At 73.5% G+C, this 20,900-nt stretch carries 20 protein-coding genes; 9 read left to right on the forward strand and 11 right to left on the reverse strand.

Annotated features, from left to right (window positions below; translation table 11 throughout):
• Positions 1–26 precede the first annotated feature (26 nt).
• The 3 genes from Pma05_RS14025 (at position 27) to Pma05_RS14035 (ending at position 2,742) form a co-directional block, all read left to right on the forward strand.
• Positions 27–1,031 (forward strand): ATP-binding cassette domain-containing protein, encoded by a 1,005-nt coding sequence (locus Pma05_RS14025; protein ID WP_203858053.1) that lies wholly within the window; start codon positions 27–29, stop codon positions 1,029–1,031.
• Positions 1,028–2,044 (forward strand): ABC transporter permease subunit, encoded by a 1,017-nt coding sequence (locus Pma05_RS14030; protein ID WP_203857824.1) that lies wholly within the window; start codon positions 1,028–1,030, stop codon positions 2,042–2,044. Before Pma05_RS14025 ends, Pma05_RS14030 begins: the two co-directional genes overlap by 4 nt.
• A 314-nt stretch (positions 2,045–2,358) precedes the next feature.
• Positions 2,359–2,742 (forward strand): DUF3263 domain-containing protein, encoded by a 384-nt coding sequence (locus Pma05_RS14035; RefSeq protein ID WP_203857825.1) that lies wholly within the window; start codon positions 2,359–2,361, stop codon positions 2,740–2,742.
• Positions 2,743–2,758: 16 nt separating this feature from the next.
• Here the strand turns inward: Pma05_RS14035 and Pma05_RS14040 are convergent, their stop codons facing one another.
• Positions 2,759–2,971, reverse strand: coding sequence for a hypothetical protein (locus Pma05_RS14040; RefSeq protein ID WP_203857826.1), 213 nt, complete (start codon positions 2,969–2,971; stop codon positions 2,759–2,761).
• Positions 2,972–3,302: 331 nt separating this feature from the next.
• Between Pma05_RS14040 and Pma05_RS14045 the strand changes: the two genes are divergently transcribed.
• The 3 genes from Pma05_RS14045 to Pma05_RS14055 all read left to right on the forward strand — a co-directional run bounded on the left by Pma05_RS14045 (position 3,303) and on the right by Pma05_RS14055 (position 5,583).
• Positions 3,303–4,139, forward strand: coding sequence for a hypothetical protein (locus Pma05_RS14045; RefSeq protein WP_239312338.1), 837 nt, complete (start codon positions 3,303–3,305; stop codon positions 4,137–4,139).
• Between the two features lie 60 nt (positions 4,140–4,199).
• On the forward strand, positions 4,200–4,796 hold the full coding sequence (locus Pma05_RS14050) for a DUF4291 domain-containing protein (protein WP_203857827.1): 597 nt from the start codon (positions 4,200–4,202) through the stop codon (positions 4,794–4,796).
• Between the two features lie 268 nt (positions 4,797–5,064).
• Positions 5,065–5,583 (forward strand): GNAT family N-acetyltransferase, encoded by a 519-nt coding sequence (locus tag Pma05_RS14055; RefSeq protein ID WP_203857828.1) that lies wholly within the window; start codon positions 5,065–5,067, stop codon positions 5,581–5,583.
• Between the two features lie 30 nt (positions 5,584–5,613).
• On the opposite strand, the gene Pma05_RS14060 is transcribed toward Pma05_RS14055, so the two are convergent.
• On the reverse strand, positions 5,614–6,198 hold the full coding sequence (locus tag Pma05_RS14060) for a TetR/AcrR family transcriptional regulator (RefSeq protein ID WP_203857829.1): 585 nt from the start codon (positions 6,196–6,198) through the stop codon (positions 5,614–5,616).
• An 89-nt stretch (positions 6,199–6,287) separates the two neighbouring features.
• Between Pma05_RS14060 and Pma05_RS14065 the strand changes: the two genes are divergently transcribed.
• Entirely contained in the window at positions 6,288–6,695 is a 408-nt protein-coding gene (locus Pma05_RS14065; RefSeq protein WP_203857830.1) for a nuclear transport factor 2 family protein, read from the forward strand.
• Between the two features lie 52 nt (positions 6,696–6,747).
• Here the strand turns inward: Pma05_RS14065 and Pma05_RS14070 are convergent, their stop codons facing one another.
• From Pma05_RS14070 to Pma05_RS14100, 7 genes are all read right to left on the reverse strand, one after another.
• Complete coding sequence (locus tag Pma05_RS14070) at positions 6,748–9,015, reverse strand: AAA family ATPase (RefSeq protein WP_203857831.1); 2,268 nt, start codon at positions 9,013–9,015, stop codon at positions 6,748–6,750.
• Positions 9,016–9,081: 66 nt separating this feature from the next.
• Positions 9,082–9,495: a hypothetical protein gene (locus tag Pma05_RS14075; RefSeq protein WP_203857832.1), complete on the reverse strand. Its 414-nt coding sequence runs from the start codon at positions 9,493–9,495 to the stop codon at positions 9,082–9,084.
• Between the two features lie 53 nt (positions 9,496–9,548).
• Complete coding sequence (locus tag Pma05_RS14080; protein ID WP_203857833.1) at positions 9,549–10,334, reverse strand: GTP-binding protein; 786 nt, start codon at positions 10,332–10,334, stop codon at positions 9,549–9,551.
• Complete coding sequence (locus Pma05_RS14085) at positions 10,312–10,863, reverse strand: DUF742 domain-containing protein (RefSeq protein ID WP_203857834.1); 552 nt, start codon at positions 10,861–10,863, stop codon at positions 10,312–10,314. Before Pma05_RS14085 ends, Pma05_RS14080 begins: the two co-directional genes overlap by 23 nt.
• Positions 10,864–10,919: 56 nt before the next feature.
• Positions 10,920–11,390 (reverse strand): roadblock/LC7 domain-containing protein, encoded by a 471-nt coding sequence (locus Pma05_RS14090; RefSeq protein ID WP_203857835.1) that lies wholly within the window; start codon positions 11,388–11,390, stop codon positions 10,920–10,922.
• A complete protein-coding gene (locus Pma05_RS14095; protein WP_203857836.1) occupies positions 11,387–14,215 on the reverse strand; it encodes a sensor histidine kinase in 2,829 nt (942 codons plus the stop codon). The genes Pma05_RS14090 and Pma05_RS14095 overlap by 4 nt, the downstream gene beginning before the upstream one ends.
• Positions 14,205–15,518: a hypothetical protein gene (locus tag Pma05_RS14100; RefSeq protein ID WP_203857837.1), complete on the reverse strand. Its 1,314-nt coding sequence runs from the start codon at positions 15,516–15,518 to the stop codon at positions 14,205–14,207. Before Pma05_RS14100 ends, Pma05_RS14095 begins: the two co-directional genes overlap by 11 nt.
• Positions 15,519–15,894: 376 nt before the next feature.
• Between Pma05_RS14100 and Pma05_RS14105 the strand changes: the two genes are divergently transcribed.
• Positions 15,895–18,810 carry an alpha/beta fold hydrolase gene (locus tag Pma05_RS14105; RefSeq protein ID WP_203857838.1) on the forward strand — a complete coding sequence of 972 codons (2,916 nt, stop codon included), beginning with the start codon at positions 15,895–15,897 and terminating at the stop codon, positions 18,808–18,810.
• A complete protein-coding gene (locus Pma05_RS14110; RefSeq protein WP_203857839.1) occupies positions 18,810–19,697 on the forward strand; it encodes an ABC transporter permease in 888 nt (295 codons plus the stop codon). The genes Pma05_RS14105 and Pma05_RS14110 overlap by 1 nt, the downstream gene beginning before the upstream one ends.
• Before the next feature lie 64 nt (positions 19,698–19,761).
• Here Pma05_RS14110 and Pma05_RS14115 read toward each other — a convergent pair whose 3' ends face one another.
• Both Pma05_RS14115 and Pma05_RS14120 read right to left on the reverse strand, forming a co-directional pair.
• Positions 19,762–20,040, reverse strand: a complete 279-nt coding sequence (locus tag Pma05_RS14115) for a DUF6295 family protein (protein ID WP_203857840.1) — start codon at positions 20,038–20,040, stop codon at positions 19,762–19,764.
• A 31-nt stretch (positions 20,041–20,071) separates the two neighbouring features.
• Positions 20,072–20,815 carry a dienelactone hydrolase family protein gene (locus Pma05_RS14120; protein ID WP_203857841.1) on the reverse strand — a complete coding sequence of 248 codons (744 nt, stop codon included), beginning with the start codon at positions 20,813–20,815 and terminating at the stop codon, positions 20,072–20,074.
• Positions 20,816–20,900: the final 85 nt, after the last annotated feature.

Below are 20,900 nucleotides of genomic sequence, written 5' to 3' on the forward strand. Positions count from 1 at the left end.
TGCCGGACGTGACCAGAGAGGCCGAGATGGCTGCCGTACTGGAGATCGAAGGTCTGCGCAAGACCTACCGGAGCAGACGTCGGGGCACCCGGCAGGCGTTGGACGGCTTCGACATGCGGGTCGAGGCCGGCCAGGTGCACGGGTTCCTCGGCCCCAACGGCTCGGGCAAGACGACCACGCTGCGTACGCTGCTCGGGCTGATCCGGCCCAACGGAGGCCGGATGGCGATCCTCGGCCAGGAGGTACCGGCGGCGCTGCCCACGGTCGCCGGCCAGGTCGGCGCGATCGTCGAGAGTCCGCAGTTCTTCCCGCACTTCTCCGCCCAGGACACCCTCTCGCTGCTGGCCGGGGCCGGCGGCGTGTCGCAGACCCGGGTGATGGAGGTGTTGGAGCTGGTCGGGCTGCGGGAGCGGGCCAAGGACCGGGTCAAGACCTACTCGCTGGGCATGAAGCAGCGGCTCGCGGTTGCCTCCGCCCTGCTGAAGAACCCGAAGCTGCTGATCCTGGACGAGCCGGCCAACGGCCTCGACCCGGGCGGCATCCGGGAGATGCGCAGCCTGATGCGCGATCTCGCCGCCTCCGGCATGACCGTGGTGGTCTCCAGCCACATCCTCGGCGAGGTACAGCTCATCTGTGACTCGGTCACCATCATCTCGCTGGGCCGTCGGGTCGCCGCCGGTCCGGTCGCCGAGGTGCTGGCCGAGCACTCCGGCGGTGGGCTGCGGGTCCGGCTGGAGGCGGTCACCGACCTGCCGGCCGCCGTCGAGCTGCTCACCCGGGCCGGCGCCCGGGTCAGCCCGCACGACGACCACCTCCTGGTGTACGAGGTGGACAAGCCAGCCACCGTCACCCGTACGCTCGCCGCCGCCAACCTCTACGTCAGCGAGCTGGCCCCGATCACCGTCGACCTGGAGAGCGTCTTCCTGGAGCTGACCGCCACCGCTCCGGTGCCGGGCCAGCACCGCCAGGTGGACCAGTCCGTCGTCGTCGACGGCACCGACTCCAGGACGAACGGGGGGTGGGGGGTGTGAACCTCTACACCACGGAACTGCGCCGGCTCGCCAAGCGGCGGTTCGTCCGCTATCTGACCCTGGCCGGGCTGCTCGTGCTGGTCGCCGTCGCGGTCGGGATGTTCTTCACCAACCAGAAGATCGGGCCGGCCCAGATCGCCGAGGCGGAACGCGTCGCGGACCGGGATTACCGGCAGAACGTCGCGATGACCGAGCAGTACCGCAAGGAGTGCGAGCAGGCGAAGGCGGCCGGCGACACCTCGACGGACCGGTTCCCGACGGAGTGCGCGGACATCCAGCCACCGCCCCGGGAGGCGTTCCAGGCCGACTGGCACCTGCCGGCCAGCTTCGACTTCCGGGAGGAGTTCGGCCGTACCCTCACCACCCTCACCGCCGTACTCGCGCTGGTGGCGTTCGTCGGGGGTGCCTCGTTCGTGGGTGCCGAGTGGAGTACCGGCGGCATGATGAACCTGCTGCTCTGGCGACCCCAGCGGATCCGGGTACTCCTCACCAAGCTGGGCGCGCTGCTCTCCGCGCTGTTCGGCGTGACGGTGCTGACCGGCGTGTTCTGGACGGCGGCGTTCTGGGCGACCGGCAGCTTCCGGGGCAGCACCGCGAAGATGACCGCCGGAGTCTGGCAGTCGTTCGGCCTGACCGGGCTGCGCGGGCTCGTCCTGATCCTGGTGGCCGGGGCGCTCGGCTTCGGCCTGGCCTCGCTCGGCCGGCACACCGCGCTGGCCCTGGGCGGGGTGCTCGGGGTGATGGTGGTCGGACAGTTCGGCCTCGGCATCGTACTGGCGATGGCCCAGGTCAGGTTCATCGAGAGCTGGCTGCTGCCGACGTACCTGCTGGCCTGGATGGACAAGAAGGTCACCTTGCAGAACTGGGACGCCTGCCAGGCGTCGTTCACCGGTGAGTGTCAACCGCTGACCAGGGACATCACCTGGCAGAACTCGTCGGTCCTGCTCGCCGTCGGGCTGGTGGTCGTACTCGGCGGGGCGATCTGGTCGATGCGGCGCCGGGACATCACCTGACCTGTCTGCGGCGGCGAGTGACGGGGGTCGGGGCGGCGGGTTACGGGGGTCGGGGGCGGCGGCCGGGGGGCGCCGCCCCCGACGGCCGCCGCGCCGGTCGGCATCCGTCTGACGGTGGTCGGCACTCCGCCCAGCAACAGCGAGCCTCCGCCCACCAACAGCGAGCCCTCACCGGAGTCACGGAGCCGGGCGGCCGTCCGGAGGTGACGGTTGTCGCCGGTCGCGCCCGATGCGGTCCTGGCCGGGCGTCGGTAGGCTGGTGAACTGTTCGCAGGTCGTGCCGTGTCTACGGTGTCTACTACCGGAGGAGCGCCATGAGGAACGCCTCTGCTCCGGCCGACGACGACGAGGCGGACGACACCGCCGCCGGGCACGCCGAGACCGCCCACGTTCCGCAGCCGAGGCCCGCGCCCGGTGTCGAGTCGGAGGACGTACCCGGGATTCCCGCCCCGGCGCCACCGGCCGACCCGGCACTGTCCGAGCGGGAGCGCGAGATCCTGGCCTTCGAGCGGCGCTGGTGGAAGCATGCCGGCGCCAAGGAGCAGGCGATCCGGGACGCGTTCGACCTCTCCGCCACCCGCTACTACCAGCTCCTCAACGGACTGCTGGACAATCCGGCCGCACTGGAGGCCGAGCCGATGCTGGTCGCCCGGCTCCGCCGGCTGCGCGCGGCCCGCAGCCGCAACCGCCGCCGCTGACCCCGCCTGGGTCCCGTTACTGCTCGTAGCCGCGCAGCCCGTTGCCGAGCGCGATGAAGGCCGGCGCCCACTCGCCGACGAAGATGCCCCAGCGGTCGGCCCGGTCGATCCCGGTGTACGCCAGCCGTCTCGACAGGCACCAGCTCAGGAACGACAGCCCGATGCCGGCCGCGCCCGCCAGGTACATGTGCTCGGCCCGCAGGCCCATCCGGTGCAGGTGCTCCAACATCTGCGCTTCCCCCTCGCGGTCGAGCCCCGCTACCGACGCTACCGTCGGTAATCGTCGTCGGTCGGCGGGTTGCTCCGAACGGCCCCGGACCTCACCCGCACCGCGACCGCGCGCCGGGAGCGCCTGCCGGCGTTCCTGGCCCCACCCCGCCGACCGGTCACTGAAACTCTCCGAACCGTCGATTCCGGCCGGTCCGGGCGTCGATTCGCGGTAGACAGGAGAGGGAGAACCACCCGTCGGAGCGCCGGGAGCCGCCGATGACACCGCCAGGCCGCCCGCACCCGCACCCGCACCCGCAGCCGGAGCCGGAGCCGGAGCCGGAGCCGCGCCGATGATGCGGGTCCGGTCGGCCTCGGCGCCCGCGCCGGGGCGGCTGGAGAACGAGGACCACGTGTTCCAGTACGGGGAGCTGGTCGGCGTACTCGACGGGGCGACGGTGCCGGACGGCTTCGACACCGGGTGCGTACACGGACCGGCCTGGTATGTCCGGCGGCTGGCGGCGCGGCTCGGCCTGGCCGCCGCTGACCGGCCCGCCGCCGCGCTGACCGGCAACCTCGCCGCGGCGATCCTGGCGGTACGCGCCGACCACGGCGGTACCTGCGACCTCGACCATCCCGGCACCCCGTCGGCTACCGTCTGCCTGCTGCGGCACGGTGGCGATCACGTCGACTACCTGGTGCTCTGCGACAGCCCACTGGTACTCGACCTCGGCGAGCGGGTCCAAGTGATCTCCGACGAGCGGCTGCGCACGGCAATGGCCGACCTGCGGCAGAAGGCGACCACCGCCGCCCGGGTCGGTGGCGAGGCCGATCCGGCGACCCGGTTCCGCCGGGCGGTGGCGTTGCAGCGGGAGCAGATGAACCAGACCCACGGCTACTGGGTGGCCGCCGCCAACCCGGACGCGGCGTACCACGCGGTCGCCGGCAGCCTGCCGCTGCACGGCCCGGAGCGGGTCCGCCGGGCCGCGCTGCTCACCGACGGGGCCTCGGTCGCGGTCGAGCAGTTCGGTCTCTTCGACTGGCGTGGCCTGCTCGACCTGCTCAGCGAGGCCGGGCCGGGCGAGCTGATCCGCCGGGTTCGGCTGGTCGAGGCCGGCGACGGCCAGCGCCGCAGCGGCTTCAAGCGGCACGACGACGCCACCGCCGCACTCTGCGAGTTCTGTGACTGAGCGCCGGCCCGGGTGGAAACCGGGTGGCGGCGGGCCTCGGGTACGGCGACGATCGGCATCGTGTCGATTCCCCTGCGGCAGGTCCGGGCCGGCTACACCGACGAGACGATCACGGTCTACCAGGCGTACTCGGCGGCGATCGTCGATCCGGCGCTGGCCGCCGGCCGGTTCGTGGCCCCGTTCAAGCGGGAGCGGATGACCTGGATCAAGCCGTCCTTCCGGTGGATGATGTACCGCTGCGGCTGGGCGGAGAAGCCCGGTCAGGAGCGGGTACTCGCGGTCGAGATCACCCGGGACGGCTTCGAGTGGGCGCTCGGCCGGGCCTGCCTGAGCCACTACGACCGGGACCGGTACCCGAGCCGGTCGGACTGGGCCGCGCGGCTGAAGACCAGCCCGGTACGCGTGCAGTGGGATCCGGAGCGCTCGCTCGACCTGGCACCGCTGCCGTACCGGTCGCTCCAGGTCGGGCTGAGCGGCCCGGCCGTCGCCCGGTACGTCGACGACTGGATCGTCGGCATCCGCGACGTCACCGCGACCGCACAGGCGATCCGGGCACACCTACGGGCCGGCGAGCGGGACGCCGCGACCGCACTGCTCCCCGCCGAGCACCCGTACCCGCTGCCGGAGCCGGTGGCGGCGGTCGTCGGCGCCTCCTGACCAGGCCGGCGCCGGCCGTGCCGTTCGGTGCGGCACCTTGGGGCCGGTTCGCCGGCCGGTATTGAACCTGCCGTCGCCGGTCCGCCGGCCGGCGTAGGTTGTGCCGGTTCGGTGCGGCACCCCGCAGTCGGGTCCGCCGGCCGGCGTCGGGGGCGGCACGACCAGCCAGGCGGTGAGGGGGTCGCCCGGTCGGGGCGGGATGGCCCGAACGGAGCGGGTCTGGCAAACGGGTGGACGTGGCGGCGGCGCGGCGAGAAGCATCGGGATCGTGACTCGTGAAGTACGGCTGACGCCGGTAGACGAGCAGAATCTCGAACCGCTGCTGTCGGTGGCGGTCGCCGAGACCGAGCCGGACGAGGTGATGCCGCCGGTCGAGGCGCCCGCTGGCTGGTCACAGGCCCGGCGCGACGCGTTCCGCGAGTTCCACCGGGCGAACTTCGGCGGCCTGGACGGGCCGACCGGCAACCTGATGTACGCGATCGTCCAGGACGGCGACGTGGTGGGGATGGCCCGGCTGGGCCGGCACGCCGAGCCGGGCACGCTGGAGACCGGGATGTGGCTCGGCAAGTCCACCCGGGGGCAGGGGATCGGGCTGATCGCACTGCGGCTGCTGCTCGCCGAGGCGGTCGACGCCGGCGCCCGGCGGGTGGTGGCCGAGACCCGGGCGGACAACCTGCCGGCGCTGAACCTGCTGAGCCGCTGCGGGGCGGTGCTGGGCGGCGACGGTACGGCGATCCGGGCGGAGATCCGGCTCGGTGTCAACGAGGACGTGGCCGGCGCCTGGTAGACCCGGGCAGCCGGGACCGTCGACCGCCGGTCAGCGGGGCGCGCCCGGCCGCAGCCCGGCGAAGATGATCGCCAGGGTACGTTCCCGCAGCTCAGCGTCCCAGCCACCGTTCAGGGCACCCTGGCAGGTACTGGCGAGCAGCGCCATCACCTCGGGCAGGCGTACCTGCCGGTCGACCGTCCCGGCGGCCTTGGCCTGGCGCAGCAGGCCGTGCACCGCCTCGCCCAGTACGTCGAGCAGCTCGGGGAGTTGGATCTCGACGCCGGTCCGGGCGAGCAGGTCGGCCACGGCCTTCTCGGTGGCGGCCTGCTCGACGGTCCGAGCGAAGAACGTGAACAGCCCGGTGCCGTCGCTGTTGTCGCCGCCCAGCGTCGCGGCCTCCTCGACCAGCCCGGCCAGTACGCCCTTCATGATCGCGGCGAGCAGGTCGTTCTTGGTCGGGAAGTGCCGGAAGACGGTACCGATGGCGACGCCGGCCCGGGCCGCGACCTCCTCGGTCGACGCCGCGACCCCGTACTCGGCGAACACCTCCTCGGCGGCGGCCAGGATCCGGACGCGGTTGCGCTGCGCGTCGGCGCGCAGCGGCCGGCCGGGGTCGGTTGTCCGGGACGTCATGCGGGTCCGCCCTCCTTGCAAAGTGAGTCCAGACTCATTATCTTCCTAAGTCGAGTAGCCACTCATTTTATCTCGGAGGAGATTTTTCGATGAGCGCACCCAGCGAAGCCTTCGCCCGGATCCGGGAACACTTCCTGGCCAACACGGCCGTCTTCGAGGAGGACCAGCTCGCCGAGGACGTGGTGGTGGAGATGCCCTTCGCCCCAGCCGGGCGGCCCAACCGGATCGAGGGCCGGCGGGAGTTCCTCGAATTCGCCGCCGCCGGTCGGGCCAACCTCCCGCTGCGGTTCGACGACTGCCGCAACGTGGTGATCCACGAGACAGCCGACCCCGAGGTGATCGTCGTCGAGTACGAACTCGCCGCCACCGTGACCACCACCGGCGTCTCCGCCTCCGCCCCGTTCATCGCGGTGCTCCGGGTCCGGGACGGCCTGGTGGCGCACTGGCGGGAATACCAGAACCCGGCCGCGCTCGCCCTGACGACCGGCCAGGGCTGACGCCCCACCGACCAGACCCGAGCCACCGGGTGGACCCGAGACGGGAGCGGGCTCACCGCTGCGCGGCGTAGGCGGCCAGCCAGGCGACCTGGCCCGGATCCAGGGACGGCCGGACCCGGGCCCGGGCCGTCGCCACGTGCCCGGCGTGCACCGTGCTCGCCTCCAGCGACTCCCGCATCGCCGCGAGCGCCGCCTCCCGGACCAGCGCCGCACAGTCCGCGGCGGAGAACCCGGCCAACTCCTCGGCCAGCGCCGCCAACTCCACCTCCTCGGCCAGCGGCACCGACCGGGCCGCCGCCTTCAGGATCTCGGCCCGGGCGGCGGCGTCCGGCGGCGGTACGTAGACCAGCCGCTCCAGCCGGCCCGGTCGGAGCAGCGCCGGATCCACCAGATCGGGCCGGTTGGTGGCACCGACCACCACCACGTTGCGCAGCGCCTCCACCCCGTCCAGCTCGGTGAGCAGCGCCGCGACCACCCGGTCGGTGGTACCGCCGTCGGTGGCCTGGCCGCGTACCGGGGCCAGTGCGTCGACCTCGTCGAGGAAGACCAGGGTCGGTGCCGCCTCCCGGGCCCGGCGGAACAGCTCCCGGACCGCCCGCTCGCTCTCGCCCACCCACTTCGAGAGCAGCTCCGCGCCCTTCACCGACAGCACGTTCGCCCGCCCCGTACCGGCCAGCGCGGTGACCAGGAACGTCTTGCCGCAGCCCGGCGGGCCGTAGAGGAGTACGCCGCGCGGCGGCTGCACGCCGAGCCGGGCGAAGGTGTCCGGATAGTTCAGCGGCCAGAGCACCGACTCGGTCAGCACCTCCTTGACCTCGGCCATGTCGCCGACGTCGTCCAGGGTCACGTCGGCCAACTCCAGCACCGAGGACTCGGCCATCGAGGTCGGCCGGACCACCTCCAGCGCCGCCGAGAAGTCCGCCATCGCCACCGTCGGAGCGGTCGCCTCCTTCTGGCGCAGCGCGGCGCGTACCCCGGCCTCCCGGGTCAGCGCGGCCAGGTCGGCGGCGACGAATCCGGGCGTACGGGCGGCCACCTCGTCCAGCCGGACGTCCTCGGCCAGCGGCATCCCCCGGGTCAGCACCGTCAACTGCTCCCGGCGCAGCGCGGCGTCCGGCAGCGGGATCGCGATCTCCAACGAGAGCAGGTCGGGGGAGCGCAGTGCCGGGTCCACCGACTCGGGTCGGCTGGTCGTGCAGACCACGGCGGCTCCGGCGCGTACCGTCTCGGCGAGCAACTGCCGGAAGACCGTACCCAGCGGTCCGGGTGTGTCGCGCGGGGCCAGCGCCTCGACGTCGGAGACCAGCAGCACCGCGGGCGGCGCGTCCCGGACCGAGGCGGCGGCCTCGCGCAGCCGCCGGGCGGCGGCGTCGTTGGTCAGCGCGGCGATCTCGGGCGCCCAGATCGCGGCGAACCGCGCGCCCACCACCCGGGAGACCGCCCGGACCAGTGCCGACTTGCCGGACCCGGCCGGACCGGTCAGCAGTACGCCGAGCGAGACCGTCGTACCCAGCCGGCCCAGCACCTCGCGGTGGTGGAAGCCGAGGTCCAGCAGCTCGGTCAGCTCCTCGGCCTGGGTGCGCAGCCCGGGCAGCTCGTCCAGCCCGGGGGCCGGATCCGGCACCGGCCCGGTCGCCGCCCCCGGGCTCGGGCCACCGGTCACCGCTCGCAGCTCGGCCACCGTCGTGCCGTGCGTGGCGTGGCCGTGCTGCCAGCCGACCACGCTGTCCATGGTCACCAGCACCGAATCGGTCCCGCCGTCGGCGCCGGTCGGCCCGGTCGGCCCAGTCGACCCGTTCGCGGACTCCGCCGAGGTGACCGTCAACAGGGTGCTGGTCCAGGCATAGCCGACGGTGTTCGCCAGGCTGCGCCGGGCCGCCTCGACCAGGGTCCGCACCGCCGCGTCCGGGAGTACGTCCTGGGGTAGCAGGGAGACGTCGTCACCGGTGGTCACCATCTTGCCGAGCAGCGCGAGGCGGAGCATCTCCGGCGAGACCACGGCGACGATCTCCGGCGGCCCGGTCAACACCACCCGGCGGGCGGCCACCACCGGCGTCGGGGTGACGGTGACCTGGCTGCCGTCGCGTACCCCGAGGTTGCCGAGGACCAGGTCGTCGGCGTAGAGCAGGGCGCGGCTCGCCGACGGTTCCGCCCGGGCCACGATCCCGGCGGTGGTCCGCCGCCCGGTGAGCCGTACCGGAGCGCCGGGGTGCAGACCCAACGCGGTCAGTACCTCCGGATGCAGCCGGACGATGCCCCGGCGGGCGTCCAGCGCGGCCGGCCGCAGGCTGGCGGTGAGCGTGAGATCCCGACCCGTCACCGGCTGAGAGTACCGACCGGCAGCCAACCACCGGCACGCGACGAGTCCCCGGGTCGGTGGAATGTCTCAGCCGTGGTCGTCGGGGCCGAGCAGGGACGGGTCCCGCCGGATCAGGTCGGCGAGCCGGGCGGCGGCGTCCGGGGCCGGTGGGTCCTCCGGGGGCGCCCAGCTCGGCACCGTGCGTACCGACATCGGCCAGGAATGCGGCGGCTGCCCGGCGGTCGGCAACGCCGGCTCGGCGGCGGGGCGTACGGTGACCTCCCCGTCCGACCAGGCCACGTGCATCGCCGAGATCTTCGGCCCATCGGCGACCCACATCGTGACCGCCACGTTCGGATATTGCGCGACGACCCGCTGGACCGCCTCGGTCACCTCGTCGACCGGTGATCCGGCCCGGGCCGCCGCCTCCTGGGCCCGTCGTCGTTGCAGCGCCTCCCGGCGCTCCATCCGTGCCAGTGCGTCGTCCAGTTCGCCCCTCATCGTGTCACCCTTCCCGGCCAACCGCCGACCCGTCGCGGCCGGACCGTCGCGGGCTAAGTCTCCCGCTCCCGGATCGCTCGATCCAGGGCCCGATCCAGCACGATCAGTAAGGCATCGCGCACCGAAAGTCGATCTCTGGCGTCGAACTGGACCAATGGGACGTGTTCTCCGATCGCCAGCGCCCACCGGATCGCCGTCAGGTCGTGCGCGATCTTGCCGTCGAACGCGTTGACCGCGACGACGAAGGGTAGACGGGCCCGCTCGAAGTAGTCGATGGCGGGATAGCAGTCGTCGAGCCGGGAGGAGTCCACCACCACCAGCGCCCCGAGCGCACCCCGGGCCAGGTCGTCCCACATGAACCCGAACCGGGCCTGCCCGGGGGTACCGAAGAGATAGAGCTTGAGACTGCGGTCGATGGTGACGCAGCCGAAGTCCATCGCCACCGTCGTGGTGGTCTTCTCCGAGCGGATTCCCGGATCGTCGACGCCGATCCCGGCGGTCGTCATCTCCGCCTCGGTGGTCAGCGGCGCGATCTCCGAGATGGCGCCGACCGTGGTGGTCTTGCCGACCCCGAAACCACCGGCGATCAGGATCTTCACCGGAATCGGCGCTGCGGTGCCGCGCCGCTGTTCGGGCCCTGTCGCCCCGGCCGGGTCGGCGTCGGTCTCCCGGACATGCCGGGGCGGCAGGTGGCGGGCCGGCGGGGCGTACCCGGCCGGTAGCCCGCGGGTGCCCGCGACGCCGTGTCCCGCCGGGCTGCCGTACCGGCCGGGTGCGCTGTTCGCCAGGGGGCCGGGCGGCAACGAGGCGGGCCAGTCAGGAGATCGCACGAAGTCCATCGATCACTCGCATAATGAGGTCGGGGTCGTGGGCATCCTCGACGGCACAGACGTGCACGTCGAGGTGGCCGGCGGCCCGCAGGTCACCGACCAGGATCTTGGTGACGCCGAGATGCATCCGGAGCCGCGCGGAGATCTCCGCCACGGACATCGGCTCGACGCACAGCGCGACGATCTCCTGGAGTTCCGAGGAGAGCCGGTTGACCGGCGGGCTGGTCCAGGACGCACCGTCGATCCTGGCGGTCACCTGGGTCTCCAACCCGATCGCCGGGTCGGCCCCGGAGACCCGCCCGGCGGTCAGCACGAACGGGCGCAGTCCGGTCGGCGCCGGTCGCACGATCGGCAACTCCCCGGTGTCGGCCTCCGGCTCCGCCTCCTCCTCGGCCAGTGCGGCCTGGAGATAGGGACGGATCCGGACCGTCGGCAGTACCTCCGGTTCCGGCTCCGCGTCCGGCTCGGGCACCTCGCTCCGCTCGGTGTCGCCAGGCCGCCGGCCGGGCTGGCCGATGCCCTCGGTCCGCTCGGTCATGCCGGTCCCTCACTCCGCCCGGAGCCGTTCCACGGTGTACGGCGCAGCACCCGTGGTCACGACTGGACGGAGTTCTTCAGTTCGACGATCAGCCGAGGGGTGAGCGCTCCTCCGGCCCGACCGGCGAACAGGGTCATCTCGTAGGCGACGGTGCCGAGGTTGGCCGTCCGGTCGGCGACCACCCCGAGTACCGAGCCGCTGCTGATCGCGCTGACCAGCAGGTAGCCGTCGGTCATGTCCACCACCACCCGGTTGAGCGCGCCCAGCGTGTACCAGTTGGCGGCGCCGCTGGCCAGGCTGGTCATCCCGGAGACGACCGCGGCCAGACGCTCCGCGTTCGACCGGTCCTTGATCGACGACATGGCCATCAGCAGGCCGTCGGAGGAGACCGCGATCGCCTCCTGTACGCCGGCCGTGCCGGACGTGAACGAGTCCAGCAACCAGTTGAAGGTGCGCGCCTCCTGGCTCAGCTCGCCGGTGCCCGCTGCCTGCTGGTCCTGCTCGGTACGGATGAAGGGAGTGCTCATCGTGGGGTTCCCTCTTCGTGGCGGTGTTCTGTTCGGACTTCGCTCAGCGCGCGGGCGACACCGGACTCGAACTGCATCATCAGCTCGCGTACCTCCTCGGGGTCGCCCGGGCCGGCGATGGCCGGCGTCTGGCCGAGCGGGGTGGTCGGCAGCGGAACGCTCAGGTTGGCTCCGGGGACCCGCCGGTTGAGCCGTGGCGGAGCACCCGTCGCGGCGGGGGTGGCCGCCGAGGTGCCGTTGGCCCGGGATGCCGAACCTGACGGCGTGGACTGCTGCTCGCGCTGCGCCCGGCGTACCCCGGCTTCGAACTCCTCGATCAGCGCCCGGACGACGGACGGGTCGGCCGGGGTCGGTTCGGGGCGGGTCCTGCTGGCGGTGTTCGGCAGTTGAGCGCCCGGGACCCGCTGGCGCAGCCCGGTGCCGGGGCCGGACGAGGCGGGTCCCGGGCTGCTGTCGGCGGAAGGCGTCACCGGCGCACCGGAGGTCGCCGCGCCACCTCCCGCATCCCGGCCGCCGGGTGGGTCGCCCGGCACGGCGCCGCCCGGTTGCCCCGCCTGGTCCGCGCCGGTCCCGGCGGCGGCGCCCGGCCAGGCGGTGGCCACCGGGCGGGTCAGGAAGGCGTTCCAGGGCTGGCCGGAGGCGAGCGACCGGGTGGCCCGACGGATCAGCTCCTCGTCGAAGACCGGTCCGGCCGATGCCGCCACCGGCATCAGCTCCGGCAGCCGGAACACCGGTGCCGGCTCGGCGGGCCTCGGCGGTGCCGGCTCGGCGGGCTGGCTGTGCCCGGGCGTCGGGTCGGCGGGCTGGCTGTGCCCGGGTGCCGGGGTGGCGGGCTGGCTGTGCCCAGGTGCCGGGGTGGCGATCGGGGCCGGCACCCGGCTGGGCAGGGCGCCGACCTCCGGGAGCTTGACCGGTCGGACCGGCAGCGGCGCCGACGCGCTCGCCCGGGGCGTCGGCAGGTCGGCTTCCGAACGGCGGGTGACCAGGAGCCGGTCGTCGATCTCCACCCCGACGGTGACGCCGCCGCCGGGCGTGGTCGCCGAGAGGGTGACCCGCCAGCCGTGCCGGCGGGCCAGCCGGCCCACCACGAACAACCCGAGCACCTCGGTCGGGACCAGGTCCAGCCGCTCCCGCCGGGTCAGCCGGGCGTTCTCCTCGGCCAGCCGCTCCGTGGTCATCCCGATGCCGTGGTCGACCAGGTTGAGGCGTACCCCGCCCGGGACGACCTCGGCGAGCACGGTGACCCGGGTGTGCGGCGGGGAGAAGGCGGTGGCGTTCTCCATCAGCTCGGCGAGGGTCAGCACCAGGTCCCCGATCACCCCGGGCGCCACCCCGACGTCGAGCCGGACCTGCACGTCGACCCGGGTGAAGTCCTCGATCTCACCGAGCGCCAGCCGGACCACGTCACCCAGCGGCAGCGGGGCGACGTGCCCGTCCCCGCCGGCTCCGCCGGAGAGCACCACCAGGCTGCTCGCGTTGCGGCGCAGCCGGCTGGAGACGTGGTCGAGCCGGTAGAGGTGCTGGAGCCGGCCCGGGTCCGTCTCCTGGTGTTCCAGCCGGTCGATCAGGGCGATCTGCCGGCCGACCAGGTTCTGGGTACGTCGTCCGACGTGCCCGAACATCTGGGCCACGTTCCGCCGGCTGGCGGCCTGCCGCTCCACCAGCCGGGCGGCGGTACCCTGCACCCGCTCGAAGGCCCGGGCCAGGTCGCCGATCTCGTCGCGGCCGTCCACGTCCACCGGGTCGAGCCGGATCGGGTGGTACGACTCGGACTCGTCGTCGACGATCCGGGTCAGCTCCTCCTCGGCGGCCCGGGCCATCCGGTCGGCGGAGACGGTCAGCCGGGTCAGCGGCCGGGCGACGGTACGCGCCACCGCCAGGCTGAGCAGCATCATCAGCGCGATGATCAGCAGTACCAGCAACCCGACCGTGTACGCCTCGACGATGGCCCGCTCGCGCTGGTCGGTCACCTCGGCGACCACGTCGGTGACGATCTTCTTCTCGATGAACTGGCCGAGCGTGATCAGCGAGGTGGCGGCCGGGAACAGCTCCGCCAGGTTCAGCTCGGCGATCGCCTCGGTCGGGTCGGCGGCGCCGGCGCTGAGGAAGTCCGGTCCGGTCCGGGCCGCCGTCGCCCGCTCGATGAGACTGTAGAGCTCGTTCTGGGCCGGGGTGGCGAAGCTGCGGAACCGGGCCAGGTTGGATTCGAGCCCGGCCATGGTGCCGACGTACGCGATGCCGGAGGCCGGGGTCTTCGTCCCGGCGACCAGCACGATCAGGCTGGCGGCGGCGCTGATCCCCTCGTCGGTGTGTAGCACCGCGTCCAACGCGATGAGCTGGCGGCCCTCGGGCGTGGTCGCGTCCGCGGACCGGGTCAGCCCGAGCGAGGTGATCAGTGCGGTGTGTACCTGCCCGAACGCGGTGATCACCTGGTCCGGCCGGACCCGCCGGGTCAGTACGCCGGCCCGCAGGTCGGCGAGCCGATCGATGTCGCCGATCGCGCTGTCGACCTCCCCGGTGAGCTGCTCGCCGAGGTCGGCCCGCAGGTCGGCGATCCGGTCGGCCACCTGCGCGCCCTGCTGGACGAGTGCGGAGCGGTCGACCACGTTCAGCAGGTAGCCGACGGAGAGCAGCCGCTCCCGTTGGAGGTCCTGCACGAGAGTGCCGACGTGGCCGGCCCGGCGCACCGCGTCGGCGGTGTCGGCCGCCTTCCGGGCCGAGTCGATCCGGCCGACCAGCACCGGGACGGCGAGGCCGATGGTGCTGAGCAGCGGAAGGACGACGAGCAGGGCCAGCCGGCCCTGGATCCGGAGCCTACCGAGCATCGGGACGTCCCCACGGCGCCTGGCTGTCCGCGGCGGTGGACTGGGCAGCCTGGCCGGCGGGTACCGGATCCTGCCAGTCCGCCAGCGGTGGCCGCCGGCCCGGGTCGCCCGTCGGGTCGGTCCCGCGCGGCCGGCGCTCGGGCAGCGGCGGCAGCCCGCCGGCCAGCGCCGCGCCGACCGGCAGCGCCGACTCGGCCAGTGGCGGCCCGGCCGGCGGCGGCCCGGATTCGGTACCGGTGGTGGGGCGGAGCCCGTCGACGGTCGGCTCGTCGGCCTCGGCCGGGGCGCCGCCGTTCCGGGCGGACCGGGCGGCCAGCACCGGCAGGGCGGCGAGGGCGAGCACCAGGAGTACGGCCAGCACCAGCGCGCCGACCACGATCCGCCGCTCGCCGGTCAGCCCGTCGACCCGGTCCCGGAGCAGGGTGTCGAGTTCGGCAAGGATGATCGTGGTCAGGCCGGATCCGGCGAGCTGCGCGGAGGCCCGGGCGGCACCCACCTGGATCGGGTCGGGTGCGGCGGTGTCCCGGGTGAGCGTGGACAGCTCCTCCACCGCGCGCTGGTAGCCGTCGAGCCGGCTGAGCAGGTTGCCGCCGAGGGTACGGCTGGTGGTGTTCTCCACCGCGGCCCGCAGGTTCTCGACCAGGTCGTCCGCCGGGCTGAGCACGTCGGCCCGGGCCAGGGCCAGGTCGCTGGCGGTACGCAGCCGGTCGGCACCCGAGCGGCCCGCCGCCAGTACCGCGCGGTCGGCGAGGCGTCCGGCCGCGATCAGGGCCTCCGGCAGCTCCTCGCCCGCCGCGTCCTGGAGGTGGTAGGTGTCCGACTCCGGGTCCCGGATCAGCCCGGAACTCTCCCGCACCTTGGCGTAGAGCGCCAGCAGCAGGTCGGTGGTCTCGGTGTAGACCGTCCACGCCTCCTGCGGGTCGGCCGGCGGCCGGTCGGGCAGCGCCTCGATCTTGGCGTGCAGCCCGGCCCACCGCTCACTGGTACGCAGCTCCGCGCCGTACCGGACGTCGATCGCGCTGGTCTGCTCGACGGCGCCACGCAGCGCGGCGGCGGCTGCCGCCCGGCCCGCCACGGCACCGGACTGGGCGTCGACCAGGGCCAGCGTCACGTGCCCCAGGGAACGCAGGTATTCGACCCCGTGCCGCTCGCGCTCGGTGACGGTGAGCCGCTCGTCGTTGCTGCGCCAGGCCGAGTGGAACAGCACGCCGGCCGGAACGAGCACGGCGACCGCGAGCAGCACTCGCAGTGCCGTACCGGTCCGGTTCGGCGCGCGCCGGGACCGTTGCGCGGGAACTGTCATCGTCCATCTCCATCGGCGCGAGGGGGCGAACTGCGTGGCGGGCGTGGGGAGGCCGCCCGGTCCCGTCCACCGGACCGGAAAACTAGTAGACGCCGGGTCCGCTCGATCCGGGCCGAGCAGTCAGTTATGCGTCACTTGGGTGCAGGTAACACCGGGTGACCAAAATTGTGACTCCTTGTGCATAGTTGCCTAGGCGCATGTATCGATTAGTGGCTTGGTGCACCGAAAGATCGGAATTCACAGGATCCGAAGTTGCCGCGCCGGATAACCGGTGGTGAAGCGCGGACGACGACTCGCGGAGACCGAACGGGCCAGCCGGACAGACGTACGGCGGATCTCAGCCAACGCTCAGCTCCGGCGCCGTACGGTGTGACCCATGCCTTCCCGACTGCTGGCGCGGCTGCGCCGTGCCCGGCCGACCCGGCGCCGGATGGTTGCCGGATCGACCGTGCTGGTGTTGCTGGCCGCGCTGGTCGGCTGGGCGGTGTGGCCGGAGCGCCCGCCCTACTCCACAACGGACTCCATGATCACTGTCCGTTCCGGACCAGCCGGCGACCAGCCGGTCGACCTGGACACCAGGTTCTACCTGCCGGACGGGGCGAGCGCGGCCCGGCCGGTACCGGCGGTGCTGCTGGCGCACGGCTTCGGCGGTACGAAGCGGTCCGTCGAGTCCGACGCCGAGGACCTGGCCGGGCTGGGCTACGCGGTGCTGACGTACACCGCCCGGGGGTTCGGGCGCAGTGGTGGGCAGATCCACCTGGACCACCCCGACTACGAGGTACGGGACGCGGCCCGGCTGCTCGACTGGCTCGCCGCCCGGCCGGAGATCCGCAAGGACGCCGCCGGTGACCCCCGGGTGGGCGTGGTCGGCGGCTCGTACGGCGGCGGCCTGGCCCTGCTGCTCGCCGCCCAGGACCAGCGGGTGGACGCCATCGTGCCGATGATCACCTGGAACGATCTCGCCCGCTCCTTCCTGCCCGAGTCCACCGGGCGGGAGCCGGCCGACGGGGTGTTCAAGAAGGGCTGGGCCGGGATCTTCTTCGGCAGCGGGAGCGGTACCGGCCTGGGCGGACTGGCCGCCCCCGGCGCCGCGCAGGGCGGCGACTCCGGATCGGAGGGTACGGACGGGCCGGCCGGCGGCCAGGATCCGGTACCCGGTGCGGTGCCGGGCGCCGCTCCGGGCGGTACCCCGGCCGACCCGGCCTGCGGGCGCTTCGCCGCCGACGTCTGCGCCGCGTACCTGCGGATCGCCACCACCGGCCGGGCCGACCCGGCGGCGGTCGAGCTGCTCCGCCGGTCCAGCCCGGCCGGGGTGCTCGACCGGATCAAGGCACCCACCCTGCTGGTCCAGGGCGCGGCGGACACCCTCTTCCCGCTCGCCGAGGCGGACGCCAACGCCCGGGGCATCGCGGCCGGCGGTACCCCGGTCCGGGTCGCCTGGTTCACCGGCGGGCACGACGGCGGCGAGGGTCCGCAGACCGACCGGGACCGGCTGCGCTTCCTGATGGCGCAGTGGCTGGAGCACTACGTCAAGGGGTCCGGCGAGACGCCGTCGACCAGCTTCACCTGGTCGCGGATCGCCGGCTTCGACGCGCTGGACCGCGGCCTGGTCGCCACCGGCTTCTCCGTCACCGACTACCCGGGCGTCGGCGGCACCACCGCCGAGCCGATCGCGGTCGCCGGCCCGGCACAGCGGATCGCGAACCCGCCGGCCGGCAACCCGGCGGCGATCTCCGCGCTGCCGGGCACCGGCGGCTTCTCGTCGCTGCTCGACGGGGTCGCCGGTGACCTGCCCGGCCAGCACGCCCGGTTCGAGTCGGCGCCGCTGGACCGGGCCGTGGACGTGGTCGGCTCGCCGAAGGTCACCATCCGGGCCGCGTCGCCGACCGGCGAGGCGGTGCTCTTCGTCAAGCTCTACGACGTCGACCCGAACGGCCCGGCCGCGCTCTCCAACGGGCTGGTCGCGCCGGTCCGGCTGACCGGGCTGCCCGCCGACGTCACGGCGGCGACCCCGGTGACGGTCACCCTGCCGGCGATCGTGCGCCGGATCGAGGCCGGGCACCGGCTGCGGATCGTGGTCGCCACCTCCGACCAGGGCTACGCCACCCCGGTCGAGCCGGTCACCTACACCGTCGCGCTGGCCGGACCGGCCGCCGGGACCATGCCCGGAATGCCGGCCGGCGCCGCGCTGACCGGCGCCGAGGTGTCGCTGCCGACCGTGGTCGGCGAGCCGATCGCCACCCCGGCGGTGGTCTGGCGCTGGGCGCTCGCCGGCCTGGTCGCCGCGATCGTGCTCGGGCTCGTCGTGCTGGTGGCCGTGCTCCGCCGCCGGCACCGCCGGCACGACACCTCGGTGCATCCCGAGTACGCCGACACCCCGCTGGTCGTCCGCGAGCTGCGCAAGGAGTACGCCGACGGCTTCGTCGCGGTCTCCCGGATCGACTTCGAGGTGCACCGGGGCCAGGTGGTCGGCCTGCTCGGGCCGAACGGCGCCGGTAAGACCACCACGCTGCGGGTGCTGATGGGGCTGACCCAGCCGACCACCGGCGAGATCCACGTCTTCGGGCACCGGCTGGTGCCCGGCTCGCCGGTACTGTCCCGGATCGGTGCCCTGGTGGAGGGGCCGGGCTTCCTGCCGCACCTCAGCGGGCTGGAGAACCTGCGGGCGTACTGGCGGGCGACCGGGCGGCCGTGGGCGGACGCGCACTTCGACGAGGCGCTGGAGATCGCCGGGCTCGGCGACTCGATCCACCGGAAGACCCGGAAATACAGCCACGGCATGCGCCAGCGGCTGGCCATCGCCCAGGCCATGCTCGGCCTGCCGGAGCTGCTGGTGCTGGACGAGCCGACGGACGGGCTGGACCCGCCGCAGATCGCCGAGATGCGCCGGGTGCTCCGCCGGTACGCCACCGACGGCCGGGCGGTGCTGGTCTCCAGCCACCTGCTGGCCGAGGTGGAACAGACCTGTACGCACGCGGTCGTCGTACACAAGGGGCAGATCGTGGCGGCCGGCAGGGTGGAGGAGATCGTCGGCGAGTCGCCGAGTACCCAGTTCGACGTCTCCGACGTGGACGCCGCCCGGGCCGTACTGGACCGGCTGGCCGGGGTACGGGTGCTGCCGGAGACGAACGGGGCGCTGGTGGTGGACACCAACGGCACCGCCCGGAGCGAGGTGGTGGCCGAACTGGTCCGGGCCGGCGTCGGGGTGGACCGGGTGATGCCCCGCCGCCGCCTGGAGGACGCCTTCCTCGCCCTGGTCGGCGAGAACTCTCGGGGAAGCGGGGACCGCTGATGACCGCCACGGAGACTGCGACGGCACCGGACGCGGCCGGCGGTGCCGCCGGGTACCGCCCCCGGGCCACGCTCTCGATCGGCGCCGAGTGGCGGCGGCAGGCGTCCCGGCGTCGGACGCAGTTCGCGCTCGGCTTCATGGTGCTGCTGCCGCTGATCATCCTGATCGCGTTCCAGTTCGAGAGCTCCGGCGACGACGACAACGGCGGGGGCGAGTTCGGCAGCCTGATCGAGCTGGCCACCACCGGCGGGCTCAACTTCACCCTCTTCGCGCTGCTCGTCTCGTCGTCGTTCCTGCTGGTCGTGGTGGTGGCGCTGTTCTGCGGCGACACGGTGGCCAGCGAGGCGAGCTGGGGCAGCCTGCGCTACCTGCTGGCCGTACCGGTGCCCCGGGCCCGACTGCTGGCCGTCAAGCTGGCGGTCGCACTCGGGTACTCGCTGCTGGCCCTGCTGCTGCTCGCCGGCACCGCCCTGCTCGCCGGCACCCTCCGGTACGGCTGGTCCCCGCTCTCCAGCACCGTGGCCGCGCAGATCCCGGCCGGGGAGGGACTGCTACGGCTGCTCGGCATCCTCGGCTATCTGGCCGTCGTACTTCTGGTCGTGGCCGGCCTGGCATTCCTGCTCTCGGTGAGCACGGACGCGGCACTCGGCGCGGTCGGCGGCGCCGTGCTGCTCTGGATCCTCTCCAGCATCCTCGACCAGATCACCGCGCTCGGGGTGCTCCGGGACTTCCTGCCGACCCACTACAGCAGCGCCTGGCTCGGCCTGCTCTCCACTCCGGTGCAGACCGACGACATCGTCAAGGGCGCCATCTCGGCGATCTGCTACGCCACCGTCTTCTGGTCGCTCGCCTTCTGGCGCTTCACCCGCAAGGACGTGGTCTCGTAGGGCTGGCCCACGACGGGCCGGCACGGGTGGTCGGGGCGCGAGCCCCGGCCACGCGTACCCCGGGTCAGACCTGCTGGTCGCGGCTGGCCAGTCCGGCCGGCGCGGCGGCCAGCGCCGCCTGGATCGCCTCGACCAGGGCGAGTGCGGACTCCTCGGTCAGCTCGACCGCGACCCGGGCACCGGGTCCGGCGGCCGGGTTCAGGAAGTCGATGTTGAGGGTGTGTGCGTACGGGGCGTGCGTCGGATGGTCCACGTAGACGCAGGTGTGGCTGACCGGGAACCAGCCGTCGGCACCCTTGCCGCTGCCGTCGACCTCGCGCTTCACCGTGACGTACGTGCACATGCCGGCCTCCTCGGGCTCGGAGTGGAAGGGGTCAGGCGCCGAGTTGGCGGTCGAAGAAGTCCCAGACCCGCCGCCAGCCCTCGGTGGCGGCCAGCGGCCGGTAGCCGGGCCGGTCGACGGCGAAGAAGCCGTGCCCGGCGTCGGCGAAGGTGTGGAACTCGTGCGGCTTGCCGAGCCGGGTCAGCTCCTGGGACAGCTCGTCCATCTGGGCCGGCGACGGGTACCTGTCCTCGGCGCCGAAGAGCCCGAGCAGCGGGCAGGAGAGCTTGTCGGCCTGGTCGAGCAGCGGCTTCACCGCCAGCGGGAAGGTCTCCGGCGGGTCGCCGACGACGAACGCGCCGTAGCAGTCGACGGCGGCGTCCAGCCGCAGCCGGGTGGCGGCCAGGAACGACTGCCGGCCACCGGAGCAGTACCCGATCACCCCGACCCGGCCGTTCGAGCCCGGCAGCCCGCGCAGGTGCTCGGCGGCGCCGCCGACGTCACCGACCAGCCGATCGTCGGGTACGCCGCCGGCGGCCCGGGCGGTGGCCGCCGCGTCGTCCGGGCTCGCCCCCGGTGCCTCCCGGGAGTAGAGGTTGGGGCAGATCGCCGCGTACCCGTAGCTGGCCAGCCGGCGGGTGATCTCCTTGGTCGCCTCGTCGTAGCCGGGCATGTGGTGGATCACCACCACCCCGCCGTGCGGCGTGGCTCCGAGGGGCTGGGCCAGGTACGCCTCGATCTCGTCGCCGCCCGCCCCGGTGATCCGGACCGTTCCGGCCTGCATCGCGTCCTGCAACGTCGCGCTCCCGTCCTGCTCGGCCGGTCCGTGCCGGCAGGCCGCACCGAATTCCGTCGGCCTGGGTAACTGTTCCGGTCTGGGT

The sequence above is a fragment of the Plantactinospora mayteni genome (genome assembly GCF_016862935.1).
GTDB classification, from domain to species: domain Bacteria; phylum Actinomycetota; class Actinomycetes; order Mycobacteriales; family Micromonosporaceae; genus Plantactinospora; species Plantactinospora mayteni.

Bases quoted from the DNA above. Each gene is read 5' to 3' on its own strand.
- Pma05_RS14025 (WP_203858053.1), top strand. From the start codon at position 27: ATGGCTGCCGTACTGGAGATCGAAGGTCTGCGCAAGACCTACCGGAGC.
- Pma05_RS14035 (WP_203857825.1), top strand. From the start codon at position 2,359: ATGAGGAACGCCTCTGCTCCGGCCGACGACGACGAGGCGGACGACACC.
- Pma05_RS14040 (WP_203857826.1), bottom strand. From the start codon at position 2,971: ATGTTGGAGCACCTGCACCGGATGGGCCTGCGGGCCGAGCACATGTAC.
- Pma05_RS14045 (WP_239312338.1), top strand. From the start codon at position 3,303: ATGATGCGGGTCCGGTCGGCCTCGGCGCCCGCGCCGGGGCGGCTGGAG.
- Pma05_RS14060 (WP_203857829.1), bottom strand. From the start codon at position 6,198: ATGACGTCCCGGACAACCGACCCCGGCCGGCCGCTGCGCGCCGACGCG.
- Pma05_RS14065 (WP_203857830.1), top strand. From the start codon at position 6,288: ATGAGCGCACCCAGCGAAGCCTTCGCCCGGATCCGGGAACACTTCCTG.
- Pma05_RS14075 (WP_203857832.1), bottom strand. From the start codon at position 9,495: ATGAGGGGCGAACTGGACGACGCACTGGCACGGATGGAGCGCCGGGAG.
- Pma05_RS14080 (WP_203857833.1), bottom strand. From the start codon at position 10,334: ATGGACTTCGTGCGATCTCCTGACTGGCCCGCCTCGTTGCCGCCCGGC.
- Pma05_RS14085 (WP_203857834.1), bottom strand. From the start codon at position 10,863: ATGACCGAGCGGACCGAGGGCATCGGCCAGCCCGGCCGGCGGCCTGGC.
- Pma05_RS14090 (WP_203857835.1), bottom strand. From the start codon at position 11,390: ATGAGCACTCCCTTCATCCGTACCGAGCAGGACCAGCAGGCAGCGGGC.
- Pma05_RS14095 (WP_203857836.1), bottom strand. From the start codon at position 14,215: ATGCTCGGTAGGCTCCGGATCCAGGGCCGGCTGGCCCTGCTCGTCGTC.
- Pma05_RS14100 (WP_203857837.1), bottom strand. From the start codon at position 15,518: ATGACAGTTCCCGCGCAACGGTCCCGGCGCGCGCCGAACCGGACCGGT.
- Pma05_RS14105 (WP_203857838.1), top strand. From the start codon at position 15,895: ATGCCTTCCCGACTGCTGGCGCGGCTGCGCCGTGCCCGGCCGACCCGG.
- Pma05_RS14110 (WP_203857839.1), top strand. From the start codon at position 18,810: ATGACCGCCACGGAGACTGCGACGGCACCGGACGCGGCCGGCGGTGCC.
- Pma05_RS14115 (WP_203857840.1), bottom strand. From the start codon at position 20,040: ATGTGCACGTACGTCACGGTGAAGCGCGAGGTCGACGGCAGCGGCAAG.